9 protein-coding genes, 1 tRNA gene and 2 pseudogenes are annotated in these 16,594 nt (G+C 36.6%); 5 read left to right on the top strand and 7 right to left on the bottom strand.

Annotation, left to right across the window (positions count from 1 at the left end; translation table 11 throughout):
• Positions 1-460: 460 nt before the first annotated feature.
• The gene (ilvC, locus tag J7R13_RS03035; RefSeq protein ID WP_208437418.1) at positions 461-1,480 is read left to right on the top strand and encodes a ketol-acid reductoisomerase; all 1,020 of its coding nucleotides are present in this window, start codon (positions 461-463) and stop codon (positions 1,478-1,480) included.
• Positions 1,481-1,576: 96 nt separating this feature from the next.
• Here ilvC and J7R13_RS03040 read toward each other — a convergent pair whose 3' ends face one another.
• Together J7R13_RS03040 and J7R13_RS09525 are read right to left on the bottom strand one after the other, a co-directional pair.
• The gene (locus J7R13_RS03040) at positions 1,577-2,977 is read right to left on the bottom strand and encodes an amino acid permease (protein WP_208437419.1); all 1,401 of its coding nucleotides are present in this window, start codon (positions 2,975-2,977) and stop codon (positions 1,577-1,579) included.
• A gap of 1,091 nt (positions 2,978-4,068) precedes the next feature.
• A pseudogene (locus J7R13_RS09525) lies at positions 4,069-4,367 on the bottom strand (helix-turn-helix domain-containing protein); the annotation flags it as partial.
• A gap of 43 nt (positions 4,368-4,410) precedes the next feature.
• Between J7R13_RS09525 and J7R13_RS03045 the strand changes: the two are divergent.
• Positions 4,411-4,709: pseudogene (locus J7R13_RS03045) on the top strand (hypothetical protein).
• 293 nt (positions 4,710-5,002) lie between these two features.
• Here the strand turns inward: J7R13_RS03045 and J7R13_RS03050 are convergent.
• A tRNA-Lys gene (locus J7R13_RS03050) sits at positions 5,003-5,078 on the bottom strand.
• Positions 5,079-5,541: 463 nt separating this feature from the next.
• Here J7R13_RS03050 and J7R13_RS03055 point away from each other — a divergent pair.
• Positions 5,542-7,092 carry a TerC family protein gene (locus J7R13_RS03055; RefSeq protein ID WP_208437420.1) on the top strand — a complete coding sequence of 517 codons (1,551 nt, stop codon included), beginning with the start codon at positions 5,542-5,544 and terminating at the stop codon, positions 7,090-7,092.
• Positions 7,093-7,798: 706 nt separating this feature from the next.
• On the opposite strand, the gene J7R13_RS03060 is transcribed toward J7R13_RS03055, so the two are convergent.
• The 4 genes from J7R13_RS03060 to J7R13_RS03075 form a co-directional block, all read right to left on the bottom strand.
• Positions 7,799-8,752 (bottom strand): lysylphosphatidylglycerol synthase transmembrane domain-containing protein, encoded by a 954-nt coding sequence (locus J7R13_RS03060; protein WP_208437421.1) that lies wholly within the window; start codon positions 8,750-8,752, stop codon positions 7,799-7,801.
• Between the two features lie 41 nt (positions 8,753-8,793).
• The gene (locus tag J7R13_RS03065; protein ID WP_208437422.1) at positions 8,794-10,548 is read right to left on the bottom strand and encodes a cation:proton antiporter domain-containing protein; all 1,755 of its coding nucleotides are present in this window, start codon (positions 10,546-10,548) and stop codon (positions 8,794-8,796) included.
• A 97-nt stretch (positions 10,549-10,645) separates the two neighbouring features.
• Positions 10,646-13,159: a protein translocase subunit SecD gene (gene secD, locus J7R13_RS03070; RefSeq protein WP_208437423.1), complete on the bottom strand. Its 2,514-nt coding sequence runs from the start codon at positions 13,157-13,159 to the stop codon at positions 10,646-10,648.
• Between the two features lie 72 nt (positions 13,160-13,231).
• The gene (locus tag J7R13_RS03075; protein ID WP_343212162.1) at positions 13,232-13,492 is read right to left on the bottom strand and encodes a hypothetical protein; all 261 of its coding nucleotides are present in this window, start codon (positions 13,490-13,492) and stop codon (positions 13,232-13,234) included.
• Between the two features lie 295 nt (positions 13,493-13,787).
• Between J7R13_RS03075 and J7R13_RS03080 the strand changes: the two genes are divergently transcribed.
• Positions 13,788-16,163 carry a mechanosensitive ion channel family protein gene (locus J7R13_RS03080; RefSeq protein WP_208437425.1) on the top strand — a complete coding sequence of 792 codons (2,376 nt, stop codon included), beginning with the start codon at positions 13,788-13,790 and terminating at the stop codon, positions 16,161-16,163.
• Positions 16,157-16,429: a hypothetical protein gene (locus J7R13_RS03085; protein WP_208437426.1), complete on the top strand. Its 273-nt coding sequence runs from the start codon at positions 16,157-16,159 to the stop codon at positions 16,427-16,429. Before J7R13_RS03080 ends, J7R13_RS03085 begins: the two co-directional genes overlap by 7 nt.
• Positions 16,430-16,594 lie beyond the last annotated feature (165 nt).

Below are 16,594 nucleotides of genomic sequence, written 5' to 3' on the forward strand. Positions count from 1 at the left end.
TTAAGAGTTATACGAAGAGTATTCTTTATCTTGAGAGAGGTAAAATTGTGTTTTTGTGCTCAAGTATAAAAATGCTCCTCCTTATTTTATAATTTTTCTTGCTATCCATTTTGATTTAGTTCATGTTAAAAATCGTATAGTGTATCTTAATTTTAAGGATACAATGGTTCACTATGCAGAAGAGGAATCTTAAGAATTTCTTTTCAGAAGTGTTATTTTGTATAATGTACCGTTTTGTAGAATAGTAGCTGAAGTCTATTGGGGAATTTTGTTGTTTTTTTTTGACGCTTTGGGGGGCATAGTTTTTTGTATGAAACATATAAATTTTAAAAGATTGTTCAATTACTGTATTATTGTGAGCGGTGTTTTTGTTATTTATAGTGTGTGAAGCACTTAAGGTAATTTTTATTCCATCAAAATAAGCTTAAATTCAGTTTAAATGTAGAGAGGAAGTATTTCTATGCGTGTTTATTATGATCGTGATGCGGATGTTAATTTGATTAAAGGAAAAAAAGTGGCCATTGTTGGTTATGGCTCACAAGGGCATGCGCATGCTTTAAATCTGAAAGATTCCGGTGTTCAAAATGTACAGATTGCTTTGCGTTCAGGGTCGACAACAGCTAAAAAGGCTATGGTGGATGGTTTTGAGGTTATGAGTGTTGCTGAAGCAGCAAAATGGGCTGATCTTATTATGATGGCAACACCAGATGAATTGCAAGCTGACATTTATAAAGAGCATATTCATGAGCATTTACGTGATGGGGCTGTGATTGCCTTTGCGCATGGTTTGAGTATTCATTTTGGCTTAATTGAACCTAAAAAAACAGTTGATGTCGTGATGATTGCTCCTAAAGGCCCAGGTCATACAGTTCGTAATGAATACCAACGTGGTTGTGGAGTTCCTTGTTTAATTGCTGTTGCACAAGATGCTTCAGGGCATGCCCATGATATAGCGTTGTCTTACGCTTGTGGTCTTGGTGGTGGACGTGCTGGAGTGATTGAAACAACATTTAAAGAAGAGTGCGAAACTGATCTTTTTGGTGAACAAGCTGTTCTTTGTGGTGGTCTTGTTGAGCTGATCCGAGCAGGGTATGAAACACTAACGGAAGCAGGTTATGCACCGGAAATGGCTTATTTTGAGTGTTTACATGAGGTTAAACTTATTGTCGATCTCATGTATGAAGGTGGCATTGCAAATATGAACTATTCGATTTCTAATACAGCTGAATGGGGCGAGTATACGTCTGGTCCGCGTGTGATTACGAATGAAACGAGAGCAGAAATGAAGCGTATTTTGAGGGATATTCAGACAGGTAAATTCACATCGAATTGGATTCAAGAATACAAAGCTGGTGCTGCTCATTTTAAAAGCATGCGGCGCTTAAATGATAGTCATCCTATTGAAGAAGTCGGCAAAAAGCTCCGTTCTATGATGCCTTGGATAAAATCTAATGCTTTGGTTGATAAAGAGCGTAATTAAAATTCATATGAAATATTATGTAAACAGCTTTTACGCTGTATGTACAAAAAGGGTAACTTTGGTTACCCTTTTTGATATGCTTTTCATGTATAGACTTTATTTTTTATCTTGAGTAGCTTTTTTTCTTATAAACAGGAAATACGTTACACCTAATCCGATAAACCATACTATACCATATTTTAAAGCTGTTAGGGTATCAGATTCTAATGTTAACAAATAGAGCATGAAAGCAAAAAAAGCTAAAATAACCCAGCATACGACAACACCTCCTGGCATTTTATAGATTGATTCAGCATGTAGCTGAGGGCGATTGCGACGATACACAATATAGCTAACGAGAATTACAGACCATACGAATAAAAATGCAATAGCTGAAATACTAGTTACAATTGTAAAAGCACTTATGATACTTGGGGATAGTGATGTAATTGTGTAGCCTAATAAAATACACAAGCAAGAAAAGAATAGGGCGTTGGCTGGGACATGGTATTTGGAAAGTTTGCCCAAAACGCGCGGCGCTCCTTTTTGCGTTGCAAGCCCATATATCATGCGACTGGTAGAAAAAATACCACTATTTGCTGAAGAGGCAGCTGATGTGAGAACAACAAAGTTCACCAAACCAGCAGCTATCGGAATGCCAGCAAGCCAAAACATCTCGACGAAGGGACTTCTATCTGGAATAACTTGATCCCAAGGTGTGACAGACATAATCACAACGAGAGAAAAGATATAAAAAAGTACAATACGAACTGGTATTGCATTAATTGCTTTTGGTAAAACTTTTTTAGGGTTTTTAACTTCAGCTGCAGTTGTTCCGGCAATTTCTATACCAACAAAAGAAAAAATGGCAATTTGAAATCCAGCAAAAAAACCTGTAATTCCCCGAGGAAATATATTTCCATCGTTCCATACGTGACTGAGAGAGGCAACAGTTCCATTGGGAGAGGTAAAGCCAATAGAGATCATGTAAAACCCAACAACAATTAATGCCAAAATCGCTATAACTTTGATAAGGCCAAACCAAAATTCAAGTTCACCGAACATTTTTACAGCAAAGAGATTAAAGACTAAAAAGAAAATAATACAAGAAAAAACGACAATCCATGGATTGAGTTCAGGCCACCAAAAGTGCATATAAGTGATGATGGCAATAATATCCGCGGCACCAGTTACAACCCAGCTCAACCAGTAACTCCAGCCAACAAAAAAAGCAATTCCTGGTCCTAGCATATCGGTCGAAAAATCAACGAGAGACCGGTATTGTGAATTAGAAAGTAATAATTCTCCCATAGCGCGCATTACGAAGTATAAGGCACATCCAATAATAGCATAAACGAGTACGATGGAAGGGCCTGCTATGCTAATTGTTTTTCCTGACCCCATGAAGAGACCTGTCCCAATAGCTCCACCGAGGGCTATAAGTTGTACATGACGGTTATCTAATCCACGTTGTAGTTTTTTCTGAGTATGATCTTCTAAATTTTGTTCATAGTTCATTTTTTGAAGGTTCCCTTTAATTATTTAAGATTCAAAATTACACTGAAAAAAGTAATCTCCTGTATCGAAGCATGATATAAATAAGGAGTAAAGGGGAAAAACATTTTTTATGATTTCATGTGGATAAAGAAAAAGAATATAGGAATGACAAGGATATACTCCTTCACTCCCAAACGGATATAATAGATATTTGAGTACAGAGTTTTAAATTTTAACTGAGGTGACTGATAAATGGTTGATACAAAGATTTAGTATTATTATGCCAGTTATTTTTAAGCTTTATCAAACATTTGTAAGAAACTGCTCATAGACCGTAGCAAATCCTACTCGTATAATAAAACGATAGTTGTTATAGATTTTATAAAGAAAAAAATCTTTTATTTTCATTAAAATAGAGTGTGTAACTATCATATTACTTAAGAAAAATTTCTTATAACGAGAAAAACAAAATGATTTTTATAATCATTTTGTTTGGTATCATAAACGGAAGATCGTTACTTTTTTTGTGCTAGGTAAGTGAAAAAACTATAATTTTTTTATTCTCAATTTGTGAATAAGAATTCCATTCAGATATCTATATCACTTGGTAAAACTTCACGAGAGACTCAGATTCATCACATAAAGATCTTTAGAAGATGAATAAAGAAAATAAAAATACAATGGATTTGTAGTGTTTCTTTTTCTGATGGACCTTGCACTAAGTAGAAAGAGGTGGGATTAGATAAAAATATACAATAACTTATTGTTTTATGACTGTTTTTTACCATTAAATGCGCGTTTTGTCAAAATGGGTTTTAACACCTAAAATTGCAAAAAAGAGTGAAACTCAGAAAAAAGTGCGTTTCCATGGTAAAAATGGTAGAAGGCTTTGAAAGATCTGTGAAAATTCTTTGAAGATCTTTTGAAAAAAAATACTCCAAAAGTTCAATTGACTCCAAAATCAGCTCAAAATGACTAAAAAAGCAAAAAAGATTTCCATATATGTGTAGAAGTCTCTAAAAAATGATTAAAAAACATTTTTTATCAAAATGTTATATAAATTATTTAATGTAAAAAGATTTCTACTTTTATTTTTCATATTAAAGGGGGCATTACGTCGTATCTTGTGTAGTTTCTAGATGTACTCTTTCAGCCTCGATTTGACGCTTTAAATACAATTTTAGAAGAGGCAAAGTAAGCTCTATTTCTTCCGTGTCGTTGATGTCTTGAACAAGCTCTTGCAGTTTTTTATAAAGTTCCCGCCGCGAGTTCCGCTATATCTTCAGGGGGAGCTTTATATTCGCATCGCGATAGGTTGTATAAGCCATGCGACCGAGCTTTTTATAAGTCCAGTCGGAATGGTAGGCGCTTTAAAACCTGCTGCTTTTGCCTTTGCCATGAATTTAAATACCGTAAGATAAAAAGGTTTATCAATGTCTAAAGATCAATACGAAATGGGCAAGATAAATTGGTACGTTCCCAAAGATGAGATCCTCAATCCTTATTCAGAGGTTGAACGTTTGGAAGCGATGCTTGCTTGTTCTTTTAAGGCGGTGAGTGGTGGATTTAAGCATCTGCCGATCCGGGTTATATTATAAACCCTCCGAATGGCTCATTTGATGCGGCGTTAGCGCGGCAAATTGCCATTCATATTTTTCATTATCAGATTGAGCTGCCGCGGCGGAGTATTGTTGCCATGCAAGCACGACATGGGAGGATTATTAGACGATGTCCAAGATACTTGCAAAATTAAAGGGGAAGTATCTTTTCTCACATCAATGATGTACAAGAGATACAAAAAATTTTCAGTCAATTTACACTAAAAGAAGTAAGAACAATTTATTCGTGTAACTCTTCAAATAATACGGTTCCCGTTAAGGAACTCATCATCACAAATTGCGATCTTTAGAAAGATTCATTAAAGGGATTTCAAATACCCTTTAAAAACCCTTTTGAAAAGAAATGAATTGGTACAACATCTGGTGTCAAAATATATAAAGCCCGCTGACAAGCTACAAACAAGCCACATACAATCACAAAATGAAATGGTGGGTGATGAGGGGATCGAACCCACGACCCGCTGATTAAGAGTCAGCTGCTCTACCGACTGAGCTAATCACCCACAACTCTTCAAAAGATGAGGATGAGCGGTTCTATAATGCTCATAAAGAGGGATGTCTAGATGTTTTATTGTTTTTTATATGAAAATGGTAAAATCTATCGCTAAATTGGTTGTACAGTTAAAAATATGATACGACCTCTTGATCTTAAATAAAAATAGACCCATTATAAGAAACTCTATAAATGAATGTTCTGGTTATTATGTGGAACTATAGGTGGAGGATCATCGAGCGTAATGCCCGAGCAAAATTCAGAGGAGCCTTCTTGTGGTTGTAAGCAGTGTAGGCCAGTGTTCTGTTTTATAAATTTTATCAATAATCGTATGCGTTTAAGGAATATTTTGCCGTTGTTTGCTTTGAACGCAGTTTTTTTGCATTTAATGTTTTTGATCAATTGTGCGAATGAGAGCTCATGAATTTGTTTTGTCAATTCCGCACTCTTAAGTTTTTAAAAGGTGAGCTATAATGGAGTGGATCACGGATCTCCATGCGTGGTTTGGCTTGGTCACGTTGATTTTTCTCGAAATCGTTTTAGGAATAGATAACCTTGTCTTTATTGCAATTTTAGCTGAAAAATTGCCGATGCATTTGCGTGATCGCGCACGCTTGATAGGTCTCACTTTAGCATTAGTTATGCGGCTTTTCCTTCTTACGGTCATTGGATGGGTGATGAATCTCGATACGATAATTTTTTCACTTTCTTCTTTTGTATTTAGTTGGCATAGCCTTATTTTAATTGGTGGTGGGGCTTTTTTGTTGGCAAAGGGAACGCTAGAATTGCATGAGAGGTTAGAAGGGATACCGCATGAAAGGAAAACAGGGGGTGCTTATGCTGTTTTTTGGCAGGTAATTGTTCAAATCGTGGTGCTGGATGCCGTTTTTTCCTTAGATAGTATTATTACTGCAACAGGTATGATTGTAAAAGAGCAGGCAGTGGTTATGTATATAGCAGTAATTACTGCTATGGGTGTGATGATGTGTGGATCTGGCGCTCTTATGCGCTTTATTAATCGTCATTCTACTATTGTCATCCTTTGTCTTGGCTTTTTGATGATGATTGGATTTACTCTCATTGTTGAAGGATTTGGTTTTCATATTCCAAAAGGGTATTTGTATGCTGCTATTGGTTTTTCTGTTCTTATTGAAGCTTTTAATCAAATTGGACGTCGTAATCGTGAAAAGATGATTACAACAAATGATCTACGTGGTCGAACAGCTGATGCTGTTTTGAGGCTTTTGGGAGGGGGAAACAAGGAGGGTAATCTTGGTGAGACTGTGGATGTCATTGCTGAACAAGCAGCAGCTTCTGAGCTGTTTCGACCTGAAGAAAAAGAGATGATTCGTGGTGTTCTCGATTTAGCTGACCGTCCTGTTCGGTCTATCATGTCGCCGCGCAATGAAATTGAGTGGTTGGATTTAAATGGCGACGAGAATGAAATGCGTGAAGAATTACAACAGGTTAAACATAGTCGCTTAATTCTTGCACGTGATAAAGTGGATGAATTTGTTGGTGTTGCTTTGACAAAAGATCTTCTTTTGAATTTGGCTGAAGGAAAAAAGATTAATTGGAAAAAAGCTATGCGAGAACCCCTCGTGGTTCATGAAAATACAAGCGTCTTACGATTGATGGAGCAATTACGCCATTCTTCGATTCAGCTTGCAATTATTGTTGATGAGCATGGCTCTTTTGAAGGGATTGCAACACCAACTGACATTCTTGAAGCTATTGCAGGTGATTTTCCTGATGATGATGAAGAACCCATGATCGCAGAACAACTTGAAAATGGAAGCATTCTTGTTGAGGGATATGCTGATATTCGTCGTTTGAGTGGTTATCTTGGGCGTAATCTTGTTGATGAGGCAGACCGTTATACGACTCTGGCAGGGTTTATGCTTTGGCGGTTTGGTCATTTGCCAAATGAAGGAGAAAGCTTTGAAGCTGACGGGTTGCGCTTTAAAGTTATAGAAATGGATCGACGAAATGTATCTAAAATTCTGATTTCTCCCCTCGTGTAACCAGAAAAAAGCACATTATTTTGATAGGTCATATAATAGGAAAACCCTTTATTATTAAAGAGGGCAAAGAGGATATGGAGATTAGCCGACCGATTGTGTTGTCATTATTTTTAAACAGGTTTTGAGCGTGAAACATGAAGTAAGCAAAAGTTGGATGTCAATATCTTTAGGCTAGAATAGGCAATCTTCATACTAAATGAAGGCTTTTAATTGATGATTTTCTAGGAAGATAAAAGGGTACAGAATTATTTGTAAGTAGTCATTAATTTCAGAAATGATGATTGCATATGCATTATTTCTGCGTTTTTTAGAGATAAAAATTTTATAAGATTTTTTCTTGTATTTTTATACGTTCGTTGAGAAGAACTCTTTTTATGAAAAGTATTATAGAGTGTATTACACTACAAAATGGCAATCCCAATATGCAATGTTGAAAATCGGTTGAAGGTTATAGAAGAAACTATTTTTTCTATACAGAATTTATTTGAAAGATTAATGAATGGCTTTCTGAAGGAGAATTGAAGTATCAAATATTCCATGTATTTTTTATTGTGGTGTTGGTATAAAAAGAAAGGCGTTTCAAGGCCAAATATAAAAAAGATAAATGAAGATTAATGTTTAATTGATTTCCATACCGAAGCCAAACTCGGTGTGGTTATTGTTCTTTACACACCACAAAAAAAAGAAAACATTGATTTCCTTTTATTTATTCAGGCGGTGTCTTAGGAGTTCGTTTCCAATATTGTTGAGTTTCAAAAATTGCTACAACAAATAGCGAAATGATGAACGGTATGATCAAATAAAACATTCTGAATACAATAAGTGCTGCAACAACATCCGTTGGATTTACATTGGGCATACCTGTTATGAATAAGGCTTCTAGAACACCAACTCCTCCTGCTGGAGCATTGGAGAGAAGAGTTATCGTAAAAGATGCTAGGAAAACACCAAGCACAGAAATAAAATGAACATCTGTATTATGCGGAAGAACCGCGTATATAATTCCTGCTGCTGCTAAGAGCTCTAGGGGGCTAATGAGAAGCTGTTGAATGACAATTTTTAGCCGTGGGTAAGAAAGTTGAATTTTTTTACTCAAGTGTAAGGGTTTTAATTGAAGCCAGCTGCCAAAAGTATAGAGTGCTATACAACCAAGAAGGATTGCGCCAATTGTTGTTCCAAGCCATTCAGGAAGCTCATCATGAATGAGAGTGATAATTTCGGGTTGTAGAATCAAAACGATCCCAAAGAGTAAGATTGTGCCTATCACAAAGGTAAAAGAGCAAAAACCCACCAATATCGCGATTTCAGTTCCACTTAATCCTTTCATTTTATAGGCGCGATAGCGCACGACCGCACCAGAAAAAACGGAAGCACCAATATTGTGTGAAAGGGCATAAGTAGTAAAAGAACATATGGCGATAAAAATCCAAGAAATTTTATGGCCAAGATGCTGTAAGGCAATTCGGTCATATCCAGCAAGAGCAGCATAAGCTAGGAGAGAACATGAACAGGCTAACAGCCATTGTGGTGCATTTAAATTGCTTAAGCGTTCCAATACATCACTAAAGGAAATTGCAGAGAGCTTTATATAAAGAATGCGAATGGATATCAGCATTGCTAATATACCAATAAACGGCCATATAAATTGCTTTATTTTCACGCTTCTTTATCCATTTTATGTTTTTTGTAAATATACCCATTTTATATTTTTTGTAAATTCAATTCATGATTGTGCATATTCTCTACAGGTCTTTGTTCCGTTATATGCTCGATAACACCATTAGCAATTTCTTCATCATCAGTTACTACGATATCTGCACCTAAATCAACGAGATAAGATGTTTCTACATCAGATAGTGCATGCGTGATGATCTGGATATCCTTCTTCATACCACGTATATTCACTACACATTCTCCTACTTCAATGGTACTTCGCATTGTAATAACAACTTTGTGTGCATCACTTATATTTGCTGCATTCATTACTTCTTGTTGAATGATATTGCCGCAAATGACTTCGAAGCCGTCTGCAATTGCTTGATCAGCGAAGCGTTTTGATTCTTCTACGATCACTACGGGTTCTCCTCTGTCTGCTAAAGATAGTGCAACGCATTTACCAATACGACTATAGCCAATAATCACAATGTGATTGGTTTTTAAGGTCATTTGTAAAGGTTCTTGATCGGGATCTTGCGGATCAATATCAATAATTGTTTCTGTATCTTGCAAATTTGTAGGAACTTTGTCTAGATGTTTTTTAATTTTGTTACAGGCCATAAAAACAAGGGGATTGAGTAAAATAGAAAGGATAGCACCTCCAAGAATTAAATCATGAGCATCGTTGCTTAAAAGTCCCAAGTTCAAACTTAAACCTGCAAGGATAAAAGAAAATTCTCCGATTTGAGCAAGGCTTGCAGAAATAGTCAAAGCTGTTGCATTAGAATAGCGAAAGGCTTTGACGATAAAAAAGGCAGCAGTAGATTTTCCTAATACAATAATTAATAATGTCGCTAAGAGGGGGAAAAAGTGAGTCAACAATTTCCCTGGGTCAAATAACATACCCACAGAAACAAAAAAGAGAACAGAAAATGCGTCTCGTAGTGGTAAGGATTCTTCCGCTGCATGATGGCTTAATTCTGATTCGCTCATCACCATGCCTGCAAAAAAAGCACCAAGAGAAAGAGAAACACCAAATAACTGAGCTGCTCCGAAAGCTACTCCTAATGCAATAGTAAAGACACTAAGACGAAATAATTCGCGTGATCCCGATTGTGCGCTCATCTTTAGCAACCATGGGATAAAGCGTCGCCCAATAATCAGCATAAGTGCAATAAATACAATAACTTTCAGGATGGTGAGACCAAAAATTCCCCAAATACTTAAGTCCAACCATTGAACAAGAGGATCAAACGCTTCTTTTTTTGTATTGCTAAGGACATTTGCCAGTGATGGTATGAGAACAAGGATAAAAACCATTGCTAAATCTTCAATAATCAACCATCCAATAGCAATACGTCCTTTTTCTGTTTCAATAAGATGGCGCTCTTGCAAAGCACGCAGAAGGATAACGGTACTTGCGATTGATAGAGCTGAACCGAAGACTAAACTACCGCTAAACCCCCACCCCATGATCAGACCAAGGCATAGGCCTAGAAAAGTAGTAAATACCATCTCTGTAATGGCAGCAGGAATAGCAACAGCTTTTACGGATAAAAGGTCTTTTAATGAAAAATGGAGTCCAACACCAAACATCAGCAAAATAATACCAATTTCAGCGAGTTGGTTGATAATGACGGAATCTATTCTAAAACCGCCTGTATTTGGTCCTACAATAACGCCGGCTAACAAGTATCCTACGAGTGGTGAGATACGCAAACGGCTAGCAATCATTCCTAAAAGAAATGCTAAACATAAACCTGCAACAATAGTTGTAATCAGTGGTGTATCGTGGAGCATGGATTATTTACGACTTCTTATCAAAAAACAATTGAGTTGAGATGATTGTAATTTTTATGAGAATAAAGGAGGAGATGTCATATTCAGCATGGTATTTTCATTTTAGTTTAGTGTTTGTATGGTTTTTCCGTTCACGCCACCAATTCCCTAGCAAGAGTAAAATAGGAGCGGCAATAAAAATAGAGGATGATGTTGCAATAATAATTCCAAAGACCATCGGAAGTGCAAAATTATGGACAGCATTTCCACCCCATATAGCCATAGGTAACATAGCAAGAACTGTGGTTGTTGATGTAAAGAGGCAGCGTACAAGAACCTGGTTAATTGAGAGATCAATAAGTTCACGCAACGACATTTTTTTATAAAGGCGCATATTTTCGCGCATTCTATCATAGACAACGACTTTATCATTTATGGAATAACCAACAATCGTTAAAAGAGCAGCGATGGCTGTTAAATTGAAATCAAATTGAAATAGGGCAAAAAAACCAATCATTTTTGTGGTATCTAAGATAAGTGTTACAATCGCACCAACTGCGAAGAACCATTCGAAACGCAACCATATATAAAGGGACATGGCAATTGCTGCTAGAATAACAGCAGTAAAAGCAGCGGTGGCAAGCTCACCTGAAATTTTTGGACCAACAACCTCTATTTGATCGAATGTAGCATCTGGATAGATGTCTTGTACTGCTGTTTTAACCTTATCAATGGCGATAGTTTGTTGTGCTTCACTGCCACTTTGTTTCTGCATACGAATCAATACAGTGTTTGCATTATCAATATTTTGCAAGGTAATTTCACCAATATTAAGGGTGGAAAGCTTAGAACGCAAGGTTGCTAAATTTGTTGGCGTTTTTGTGGTAATACTCATTTGGCTGCCACCAATGAAATCAATTCCAAAATTCAATCCAGGCTTAAAAAACAGAAAGACTGAAGCAACTGATAAAATAATTGAGACACCAATACCAATGAAACGCGCTTTCATAAAGCGAAAGTTTGTATTTTGTGGAATAATATTGAAAATAGAGTGAAGATGCAGAGTTTTAATTTTCCACTTACGGATCACCCAAATCATCATGATGCGCACAATTGTGATATTCGTGAACATGGAGATAATAATACCAAGCAACATTGTTACAGCAAAACCGCGAACGGGACCGGTACCAAACCAAAACAGTAAAATAGTTGCAATAATTGCAGTAACATTGGCATCAACAATGGTTGCGAAAGCGTGTTTGAAACCACGGTCTAAGGCTGCAAAGGCGCTGACACCTTTTCGGCTTTCTTCGCGGATTCGTTCATTGATGAGAATATTGGCATCAACGGCGATGCCGATGCCTAAAATAATACCAGCAATACCCGGTAATGTGAGTGTCGCGCCCAGAAGACTTAGTGCAGCAAATGTTAAAATAGTGTGGAGTGCTAGTGCTATATTCGTAATGATTCCCCAGACTCTGTAGAGAAGAAAAATAAAAATAGTAACAAGAATAAAGCCGATTATGCCGGTATAAAGCCCCATTTGGATGGCGTCAGCACCAAGATTTGGACCTACAGTCCTCTCTTCAATTACCGTTAATGGTGCAGGCAAGGAACCAGCACGGAGGAGCGCAGCCAGAGTTGAGGCTTCTTTTGGATCAAAATTTCCTGTAATTTGACCTTGTCCATTGGGAATAACACTATTGATGGTAGGAGCAGTCAAAACTTTGTTATCAAGAACGATTGCGAAAGGATGATTAATATTTTGTCGTGTTATTTCTGCAAATATTTTTGCTCCAGCAGAATTCAGAGTGAATGAGATAATAGAACGTCCTGGCATTTGCGGATCAAAACCTGCACGGGCGTCTTTCAGGACATTTCCGTCTAAGGCGATTTGATTATAAATTGCGTAGCGTTGTGTCTCATCCGTATATCCAGGAAGAATTGAAACACCTGCGGGTGGGTTATTTACATCCACATTAGAGGGCACCAGATGAAAGGTCATCTTAGCAGTTGTTCCTAAAAGGTCACGTAGCTGCTTTGGGTCTTGTAAACCCGGCAATTGAACCATAATACGATCGGTCCCTACCTTTTGTATAGCAGGCTCAGTAACACCAACTTGATCTATGCGGCGACGGATGATTTCTAAGCTTTGTTCAATAGCATTGCTCATACGATCCTTCATACCAGCTTCAGTTAATATGATATGGATAGTTTCATTTTGAGAACTGATAGTAATATCATCGGCTGTAGAGCCAAAGCTGCTGTGTATGGGAGTTACCAATGTTTTCAAAGCAGAGAGTGCTTTTTCACTTTGTAATGGATCAGAAATAAGTGCAACAACGCCCCCTTCGATAATACGGATACTCGAGGTACGGATTTGTTTTTCACGGAGTGTATTACGCACATTTCCTAAAAGGATATGCAGTTGATCGCGCTTCAATGTTTTGCCATCCACTTCAAGTAGGAGAGAAGAACCTCCTTGAAGGTCAAGTCCAAGTGTCACACGGGTGTTGGTTAAGAATTGTGAGTTTGTAACCTGTTCTTGCGAAAACAAATTGGGTAAAGCGACGTAAATGCTGCTTAAAAGGATAAAACAATAAAGGGTAGTTAACCAACCGGGTGTACGCATGATATATTCCGCTAATAGGCAATCTAAGAGTTATTAAAGGTAATACAATATAATCATTTCATAATTTAAGACTCAAGCAAGAGGAGGAGCACGTTTATTTGAAAAATACTGTGTTTGTAGGTTCTCAAGTTGTGTACAAACAAATGTGGTCGTTATTAAAAAGAGATTCCATACTAGGATATTTCGAAAAATATTGAGAGGCAGAACAGAATCTCCATGAAGTGTTACAAATTTTTTATTTTCAATTGTTGTAACATTTAATTGATCACGTTTGTTTTGTGAATCAAGTGTACTCGTTTCAACTATATTATTTGCTCGTAGTTGTTTGATCAAATAGGCCCTCGCTCCTGCGTTATTTGTTAACAACATGCCAAAGCTGGACAGAAGAAGCCACGTCGTAAAAGGGAGAAAATTTTCTTTTTTGCAATAGAGGTGCAAAAAATACATGCCAGAGCGCCTTTGTTTAATCTTATTGAGTCCACAAACTTATTATTGTCCTTCCTCTTATTATCAGCATTATCGGATAAGGAAAAGCTTTTATAAGATTATTCTATAAAAGTTGAAAATATTTATTCCATGCAATATTTTTAAGAAGTAGTAGATTCCTCTTTATACATCTAAGGCAGCTATGTATCCATTTTTTAAAAAAAAATTACGCATACTTTTCTTTATTTTTGGGATTATCGTTATATTCAGTTCTTGTGCTTGGGGGAATCTTGAATCGCAAAATACCATCATTGGACAAGAGATCACTTCTCATTCAATTGATGAAATTATTCAGCAAAAACAGAATATTATTGAGACTCTTAAACAAAACACTGAAACTTTAGAAAAAGACTTTGAAAAGAAATCAGAAGATCCGCGTGCTTTGGTAGAATTGCGGTTACGTGCACAAGATATCAGTAAACGAGCTATAGAAGCAGCGTTTGTTTTGCGTGCTCCTCTTAATGATATTAATGCACTTCTTGATCAATTAACAGAATTCCATGATGATCTAAAAAATTTGGAAAAAACAGGCGAGGAACGCTCTCACTTGATGGAGCAAAAAGCTAAAATTAATAATATAGTATTCCAGTTTGAAGCAATTTTTTTGACCACAAATAGAATAGCCGAACTTGCTATTTCTCAATCTCGAGAGCTTTTTAAACGCACACTTACACATAGGCTTGAGTTTTCGCTCTCGATGGTTAAACATCTCGCCCAGAAAACCAAAGAGGCTTCATCTGATTTTCTTTTTTTGTTGAGCTCTTGGTGGAATTTTGTATTTTATTTCAAACTATTACAGCTATTTCTTTCTTTTTTGATTCCGCTTTTTATCGCTTTGGGACTTTCTTATTTTTCTCATAAAGTTCTTGCACATATGCGCTGCCACTTTATCAAGAGCAATGAGGAAGTATCTTATTTACAACGCTTATTGATTGCTTTTGTTTCAGTTCTTTTACCTTCGCTTGTGTGTGTTGTTTGCGTTTATCTTGTATTATTCTTGTTCCGTGGTTTTAGTTTGGATCCAGGGAAGCTCACAACAGTATTTGATATGGTAGGGTGTCAAATTATATTAATCTTTCTGATAAATCGTTTGGCCGTTGTTCTTTTATCATCGAATATGCCTCATATGCATCTTCTCAATATTGCACCGTCGGCAGCACATCAATTGGTGATTTTACTTATTTCTTTAGGTGTAATTTTGGCATTTGATGCTGTTCTCGATAGTATTTATCAAATAGTTTCAGCTTCTCTTTCTTTAACAATAGCCAAAAGTTTCGTTGCTGTTTTTTTGGTAGCGATACTACTGTTTATTATTTCGTTTGTGCCTTTGCGGTTTAGACGTGGGGATTCTCAAAGTGAAGAAAGAGAGCCGCGCTTTTTGCCACTTTATATACGTATTCCTCTCATTTTATTGGGAGTATTGCTGATTGTTATGGATTTTTTAGGCTATGTTGGTCTGGCACGTTTTATTATGCAGCAAATTATAATCGGCGGGGCATTTTTGATTTTAATGTATTTAGGGATGAAAAGCGCTCAAGCACTTGGAACTAAAGGACAATTTATGAAAACGAGCGTTGGTCATATTTTAATGAAACGGTTGCATTTAGAAGAGAAAACGATGAATCAATTGGGGGTTGTTATTAGTATTTTTCTCAGTTTTTTTGTTGTCGTATTTTGTGTAATGCCAATTGTTGCGCAGTTTGGATTTTCGTATTCCGACTTTAGAGCAGTGTTGTGGCAGTTGATGACGGGTTTTCAAATTGGAAATGTGTCTATTTCTTTGATTTCTATTGTAACAGGAATCGTTGTTTTTTTCTCCTGTTTTTTCGTCATTCGTCAATTTGTCGGTTGGCTAGATGGAACTGTATTGGCACATGGTGAATTCGATCCTGGGGTGCGTAATTCTATCAAAACGGTTATAAATTATTGTGGTGTTGTCGTGTCAGTTTTGATAGGGCTGTCAATGGCAGGCTTGGATCTTAAAAATTTTGCGCTTATTGCTGGTGGGCTTTCGCTTGGTATAGGTTTTGGCTTGCAAAATATTGTTCAAAATTTTGTTTCTGGGCTGATTATTTTGGTTGGAAGACCATTTAAACTAGGAGATTATGTAGAATCTGGATCAGTAGGTGGTATTGTCAAACGTATTAGTGTGCGTGCAACGGAACTTGAAACATTGCAGCGCAAGACGATTATTATTCCTAATTCAAGTCTCATCAATAATAATGTTAGTAATTGGACTCGGCGTAGTAAAATGGGGCGTATTGATATCCCTGTTACTGTTTCCTCCAATCTTGCTCCAGACCGTGTTGTTGAAATTTTGTTAGAGATTGCTTCTGCAACAGAAGGGGTTTTAAAAAATCCTGCACCACGAGTGAGTTTTACTGCATTTGATAGTAAGAAATTTTCATTTAATTTGGCTATCTATGTGCCTAATATCACTTCACCCTCTAAGGTGACTAATACTCTTCGCTTTGTATTATATAAGCGTTTTGTTGAGGAAGGAATCCTAGAATGCTAAAATATTTTCACATTTTTATAGTGACAGCACTGTTGGATATTTTGACTATGAAAGCTTTTGCAGCAACGGTGAAGAATACTGATTTAAAGGCACAATCTCTCATCATTGTTGAAGGGAGTATACCTTTAAATATCTCGTTGAATGCTCATCAAACAGTTACGATTTGTATGAAGGGGTGTTTTATCACTTTTCCTAATAAAGACCGTTTTGCAATAAAGGCAGAGGATAATATAGAAATCAGTAAGGGTAGAGCAATTTTTAAGTAAAATGGTTTAAAATTTTTGTAATTACATAAGATTTAGAAGGACTATAATATCACTTTTGTGTAAATCGATAGTAGTACGATTAAAGAGAGAAAGATAAAAAGTATAGTTTTCGGTAAGATAGTGAGATTTTTAAATATACACATAATTTGAAATGGTGCTCTCAGT

The sequence above is a fragment of the Bartonella taylorii 8TBB genome (assembly GCF_902825155.1).
Taxonomy (GTDB): domain Bacteria; phylum Pseudomonadota; class Alphaproteobacteria; order Rhizobiales; family Rhizobiaceae; genus Bartonella; species Bartonella taylorii_A.